Annotated in this window: 4 protein-coding genes; 2 read left to right on the top strand and 2 right to left on the bottom strand. The window is 70.2% G+C overall.

The window, feature by feature from the left end:
* Positions 1–30: 30 nt before the first annotated feature.
* Positions 31–1,869: an NAD(P)/FAD-dependent oxidoreductase gene (locus G6018_RS05800; RefSeq protein ID WP_182639119.1), complete on the bottom strand. Its 1,839-nt coding sequence runs from the start codon at positions 1,867–1,869 to the stop codon at positions 31–33.
* Positions 1,870–1,936: 67 nt separating this feature from the next.
* On the opposite strand from G6018_RS05800, the gene G6018_RS05795 reads away from it, so the two are divergent.
* Positions 1,937–3,028 carry a helix-turn-helix domain-containing protein gene (locus tag G6018_RS05795; protein WP_182639117.1) on the top strand — a complete coding sequence of 364 codons (1,092 nt, stop codon included), beginning with the start codon at positions 1,937–1,939 and terminating at the stop codon, positions 3,026–3,028.
* Between the two features lie 72 nt (positions 3,029–3,100).
* Positions 3,101–4,354 (top strand): pyridoxal phosphate-dependent aminotransferase, encoded by a 1,254-nt coding sequence (locus G6018_RS05790; RefSeq protein WP_179523539.1) that lies wholly within the window; start codon positions 3,101–3,103, stop codon positions 4,352–4,354.
* Positions 4,355–4,363: 9 nt separating this feature from the next.
* Here the strand turns inward: G6018_RS05790 and G6018_RS17635 are convergent, their stop codons facing one another.
* Complete coding sequence (locus G6018_RS17635) at positions 4,364–5,653, bottom strand: YibE/F family protein (protein WP_179523540.1); 1,290 nt, start codon at positions 5,651–5,653, stop codon at positions 4,364–4,366.
* Positions 5,654–5,735 lie beyond the last annotated feature (82 nt).

Below are 5,735 nucleotides of genomic sequence, written 5' to 3'. Positions count from 1 at the left end.
GGGCCGCAGGTGCATTGACGGCTCCCGCCGTCAGCAGGGGTGGTGCGCCTGCTGGACCTGGTACACGGGGGTGGGCACGCCCTCCATCCTCGCCTTGAGCTGCAGGGCCAGGTACTTGGAGTAGTGGCGGGACTGGTGCAGGTTGCCTCCGTGGATCCAGAGCTGCTCGACGTTCGTCGGCTTCCACATGTTGCGCAGTTCCCCTTCCCAGGGCCCGGGGTCCCGGGTGGTGTCGGAACCGTATCCCCAGACCTTGCCCACCCGGTCGGCGACGTCCTGCGACACGAGATCGGTCAACCACTGGTTCATCGAGCCGTACCCGGTGGCGTAGACGATGAGGTCGGCGGGCAGGATCCTCCCGTCGTCCAGCTCCACCCCGTCGGCCCGGATCCGCGTCACCTGCCCGCGCGCCAGCGCGACCTCACCGTCGATCACCAGTTGGCTGGCACCGACGTCGATGTAGTACCCCGAACCGCGCCGGAGGTACTTGAGGAAGAGGCCGGACCCGTCCTCCCCGAAGTCCAGCTCGAATCCGGCCTCGTCGAGCCGGCCGTAGAACTCCGAGTCCTTCTCCGCCATCTGCTCGTAGACGGGGATCTGCACCTCGGGGAGCAGGCGGTAGGGCCAGGAGGCGAAGAGCATGTCGGCCTTCTCGGTCGTCACCCCCGCCTCCAGTGCGTCCTCGGAGTACAGGGGTCCGAGCGCCAGCGACATGAGCGACTCGCTCCGCGCGATGTGGGTGGAGGAGCGCTGGACCATGGTGACGTCCGCTCCGTGGTCCCAGAGCGCGGCGCAGATGTCATGGGCCGAGTTGTTCGAGCCGATCACCACGGCCCGCTTGCCCTCCACGTCCCCCTCACCGGTGAACTCCGAGGAGTGCCACTGCTCGCCGGTGAACGAGTCCGCGCCCTCGACGTGCGGGATGTTCGGGTAGCCGGAGACCCCGAGCGCGAACACCAGCTGGGTGGGGCGGAGCTCCACCTTCTCGCCTCGCCGGTCCACCTCGACCCGCCACGTCCCGGACTCCTCGTCGAAGTCGGCGGTCAGACACTGCGTACCGGACCAGTAGTCGAGCTCCATGATCGCGGTGTAGTGCTCGAGCCAGTCCCCGACCTTGTCCTTGGACGGGAAGACCGGCCAGTCGTCGGGGAAGGGGATGTACGGGAGATGGTCGTACCAGACCGGGTCGTGGAGGTGGAGTGACTTGTAGCGCTTGCGCCACGAGTCGCCGGCCCGCTCGTTCTTCTCGATCACGATGGTCGGCACGCCCAGCCGCTTGAGTCGGGCCGCGAGCCCGATCCCGCCCTGGCCTCCGCCGATGATCACCGTGTACGGCTGCTCGGTGTATCCGAGGGTCTCCTGGCGCTCCTGCTTCTTCTCGAGCCACGTCGTGCGCCCCTTGCGGATGACGTGTTCGACGCCCTGGTCCCGGGTCCGGCGCCTCTTCTCCTCGTGGCCCTTGAGTTCCTGCATCGTGGTCAGGAGGGTCCAGGCCTTGCCGTCGCGCAAGCGGAGGTGGGCCCATCCGCGGCCGACCGCGGTCTCGAAGGTCACCCACGCCTCGGTCACGTCACCCGACGCGCTCGCGGGGTCGTCGAGCCTCCAGGCGGAGGGCGAGACCGCGGCCAGCTGGGATTCGAGCATCCCGCGGATCTCCTCCCGCCCTTCGAGGGTCTTGAGGTTCCATGTGAAGGCGACGAAGTCGCGCCAGTAGCCCTCGGGGTCGAACAGCTGCGCGGCCCGCTCCGCGTCCCCCGCCCGGAGGGCCTCGTCGAACTCCCCGAGCCACCTCTCGACCGTGGCGTCCGCGCCTGAACCGGCGCCGCCCGCCCCACCCCGGTCGGCCGGTGCGTCTGTCGTCTGGGTCATGTCCGCTCCTTCGTGTCGTGTAGCTTCGGCAATGACGTAGATCACACTTTCTTCCCCAGGGGTGGCAATGTCGTTGCACCCGGCCCTGCGGTTCTCCGACCCCCGGGCCTTCGCCGAGCGCTCCATCAGGGCCCACGGGATCGCGCTCTCCGGTGGCGCGACCTCAGACCTCGACTCGCGGGTCCTACAGGCGTGGAGGCGCAGCGGAGCGGCCGGGATCTCGCCGGACCAGGAAATGCCGGCCCGCGTGCTCACCCGCGAACAGGTCGCCGACGCGCGGCAGCGCACACCCCTGCGCCACATCGCGGCGGACGTGGTGGCCTCGGTGTCCGACACCTCCGCCGCGGGCCGGCACCTGGTGGTCCTCACCGATTCGCGGGGGTGCCTGCTCTGGCGGTCGGGAAGTCCCCACGTACTCCGCCGCGCCGACTCGATCGCGTTCGCCGAGGGCGCGGACTGGTCCGAACGGGGGATCGGCACGAACGGCATCTCCCTCGCGTTGGAGACCGGGACGTTGACCCACGCCACCGCGGGCGAGCACTACGTCCGGGCCCATCACGGCTGGACCTGCACGGCTAGTCCCGTCCGGGACGCCCGCGGCAGGATCCTCGGGGTCCTCGACGTCTCCCATCCGGTCCGCTTCTCGAGCTCCGAGACGGCCGCGCTGGTCCGTTGCGGTACCCGGTTGGCCGAGACGCTGCTCGCGAACGGAGTGGGTGGGCCGTCCCCGGACGACCCCCGCCCGCCGGACGCGGGCTCGCGCCCCGGACCCGGCCCCGACGAGAGCACGGATCGGGGCGACAACCCGGTGACGGAGATCCGTCTGCTCGGGTGGAGGCCGTCGGTGATCCGGGCCGACGGGTCGACGGTCGACCTCACCCCGCGAAGGGCGGAACTGCTCGCGCTCCTGGCGTCCCGGGAGGCGTGGACCGCGCGCTCCCTGTCCGAGGCGCTCTACGGGGACAGGGACGCCACGGCGACCGTCAGGGGCGAGGTCCGCAGGCTCCGTCAGCTCACCGGCCTGTCGATCGACTCCCAGCCGTACGCCCTGGCCTCCCACGAGCGAGGCTGCGTGGACTTCCTCTCGGTGGAGCATCCCGACGATCTCCTGCCCCTCTCGGAGATCCCGGCCATCATCGACCTGCGGTACGGGATCTGAGGCCACGGGATCTGACACCGCGGTTCGGCGCGGCCGGAACCTCGTCCGACCGAGGTGGCACAATCAGCAGTCATGACGCCGGAGAACACGGGACGCACGCTCCACCAGCCGCGCACGCTCGACCAGTCGTCCAAGCTCAAGGACGTCCTCTACGAGATCCGCGGCCCGGTGCTGGCGCGGGCGAACCAGCTCGAGGCGGAGGGTCACCGGATTCTCAAGCTGAACATCGGCAACCCCGCCCCCTTCGGGTTCGAGGCGCCGGACGTGATCATGCGCGACATGATCGCTGCACTGCCCCACGCGCAGGGCTACTCGGAGTCCAAGGGCATCCTGTCGGCCCGTCGAGCGATCTTCACGCGGTACGAGCTGGTCCCCGACTTCCCGCAGCTGGACGTGGAGGACATCTACCTCGGCAACGGCGTGTCCGAGCTGATCACCATGACGATGCAGGCGCTGCTGGACGACGGCGACGAGGTCCTCATCCCCGCCCCGGACTACCCGCTGTGGACCGCCATGACCTCACTCGCCGGGGGCAGGCCCGTCCACTACCTCGCCGACGAGCAGGACGACTGGAACCCGTCGCTCGAGGACATCGCCTCGAAGATCACGCCCAAGACCAAGGCCATCGTCGTGATCAACCCCAACAACCCCACCGGGGCGGTCTACTCCCGGGAGGTCCTGCAGGGGATCGTGGACCTGGCCCGCGAGCACAGTCTGCTCATCCTGGCGGACGAGATCTACGACCGGATCGTCTACGACGAGGCGCAGCACACCTCCATCGCCTCGCTCGCGCACGATCTTCTGGTCCTGACCTTCAACGGCCTGTCCAAGACGTACCGCGTGGCGGGCTACCGGGCGGGCTGGATGGCGATCACCGGCCCCAAGGCGCACGCGGCCGGGTTCCTCGAGGGTCTGGAGCTGTTGGCCTCGACGAGGTTGTGCCCCAACGTGCCCGCGCAGCACGCCATCCAGGTGGCACTCGGCGGGTACCAGTCGATCAACGAGCTGATCGAGCCCGGGGGCAGGCTCCACGAGCAGCGCGGCATCGCGTGGGAGAAGCTCAACTCGATCCCCGGGGTGAGCTGCGTCAAGCCGATGGGCGCCCTCTACGTGTTCCCCAGGCTCGACCCGGAGGTCCACGAGATCCACGACGACCGCCTGTTCGCGCTGGACCTGCTCGAGCGCGAACGCATCCTGGTCACCCAGGGCACCGGGTTCAACTGGCCCGACCCGGATCACTTCCGCGTGGTCACGCTGCCCGCCGGCCGCGACCTGGCCGTGGCGATCGAGCGGATCGGCAACTTCCTGGCCTCGTACCGCCAGTAGTCCGGGCGCTCAGTGCCGCGCGCCCACGGTCGCCCGGTCCAGTTCCTCCGGGGTCACGTCGCGGGAGAGCCACACCGCTGCCGCGGTGGTGAGCGGGACGCACAGGGCGAGGGCGATCGCGCCGACGAGCGACCGCATCAGCTCCACGGCCACGACGTCGGAGGTGAGGATCGACAGCGGCGAGCGGGTCCCCAGCGAGAACAGCAGCAGCAGCGGCAGCGCCGACCCGGTGTACGCCAACACCAGGGTGTAGACCATCGAGGCGACGTGGTCGCGTCCGACCCCCATCGCCGACCGGAACACCTGGACGGGTCCGGCGTGCGGGTCGAGGTGGCGCATCTCGAACACGGTCGCGGACTGGCTCACGGTGACGTCGTTGAGCACGCCCAGGGCGCCGATGATGAAGCCGGCGAGCAGCAGTCCCGTCAGCGAGACGTGCTGCACGAACACCTGGACCTGGGTCGTGGAGTCGCCGCTCAGCCCGGTGATCCTGGTGGTCTCGATGACCACCCAGCTCAGTAACGCCGCCGCCAGCATCGCCGACAGGGTGCCGAGCAGCGCGGCGTGCGTCTTGAGGTTGATCCCGTGGACCACGTAGATCACCAGGTAGAGCACGGCGGAGCCGCCGACCACGGCCACCAGGATGGCCGGGTTGCCGTCGAGGATGGAGGGGAGGACGAACCCCACGACGACGACGAGCGCCACCGCGATCCCGATCAGGGCCCGCAGTCCCTTCCACCGCCCGACGGCGACCATCACCACGGCGCCCACGAGGAGCCACAACGCCATGGGCACGGTGCGGGTGAAGTCCTCGAAGGCATAGGTGTCGGTGGCCCCCTGGGGGGAGCGGCCCAGCTGGATCTGGTCGCCCTCACCGAGGTCCGGGGATCCGGGCCCGGGTGGTATCTCCAGCAGGACCTGTCGGCCGGCGTCCGGGCCGGTGTCGAGTCGGACGATCGAGCGCGGACACTCCGGGCCGGGGAACCGGGGCTCGAGCGGTGGACCGGGCAGCACCCGACCGTTGTCCGGGGAGCCGCAGGGTGCCACCTCGGTGGACACGACCTCGCCCCGCTCGGTCACCACCGAGGACCCGGACGACTGGGCGAAGTACGGGTCCAGCTCGGGGTCCTGGAAGGTCGGCCAGAGCAGCGCCACCCCGATCATCGTCGCGACCGCGCCCAGGATCAGTCCGACCACCGTGATCCGGCCGGCGCCGCCGGACGGAACGAGGCGGGACCCGTGTCGGGGGCGCTCGACCCGGTGCCGGTGCCGGGGAGGGGTCGCTGGCCGGTCGCTCACGCCGGTAACCCTAACCCGCGCCGGGCCCGGTCGGAGTCGGAGGACGGTCGGAGTCGGAGGACGGCCACCCGGGCGCGGTCGA

The sequence above is a fragment of the Dietzia sp. DQ11-44 genome (assembly GCF_014145205.1).
Taxonomy (GTDB): domain Bacteria; phylum Actinomycetota; class Actinomycetes; order Mycobacteriales; family Mycobacteriaceae; genus Dietzia; species Dietzia natronolimnaea.
This window is presented reverse-complemented; position numbering and strand designations above follow the sequence as displayed.

What these genes read in the sequence shown, in the direction of transcription:
- G6018_RS05800 (WP_182639119.1), bottom strand. Translation starts at nt 1,869, where the DNA reads ATGACCCAGACGACAGACGCACCGGCCGACCGGGGTGGGGCGGGCGGC.
- G6018_RS05795 (WP_182639117.1), top strand. Translation starts at nt 1,937, where the DNA reads ATGTCGTTGCACCCGGCCCTGCGGTTCTCCGACCCCCGGGCCTTCGCC.
- G6018_RS05790 (WP_179523539.1), top strand. Translation starts at nt 3,101, where the DNA reads ATGACGCCGGAGAACACGGGACGCACGCTCCACCAGCCGCGCACGCTC.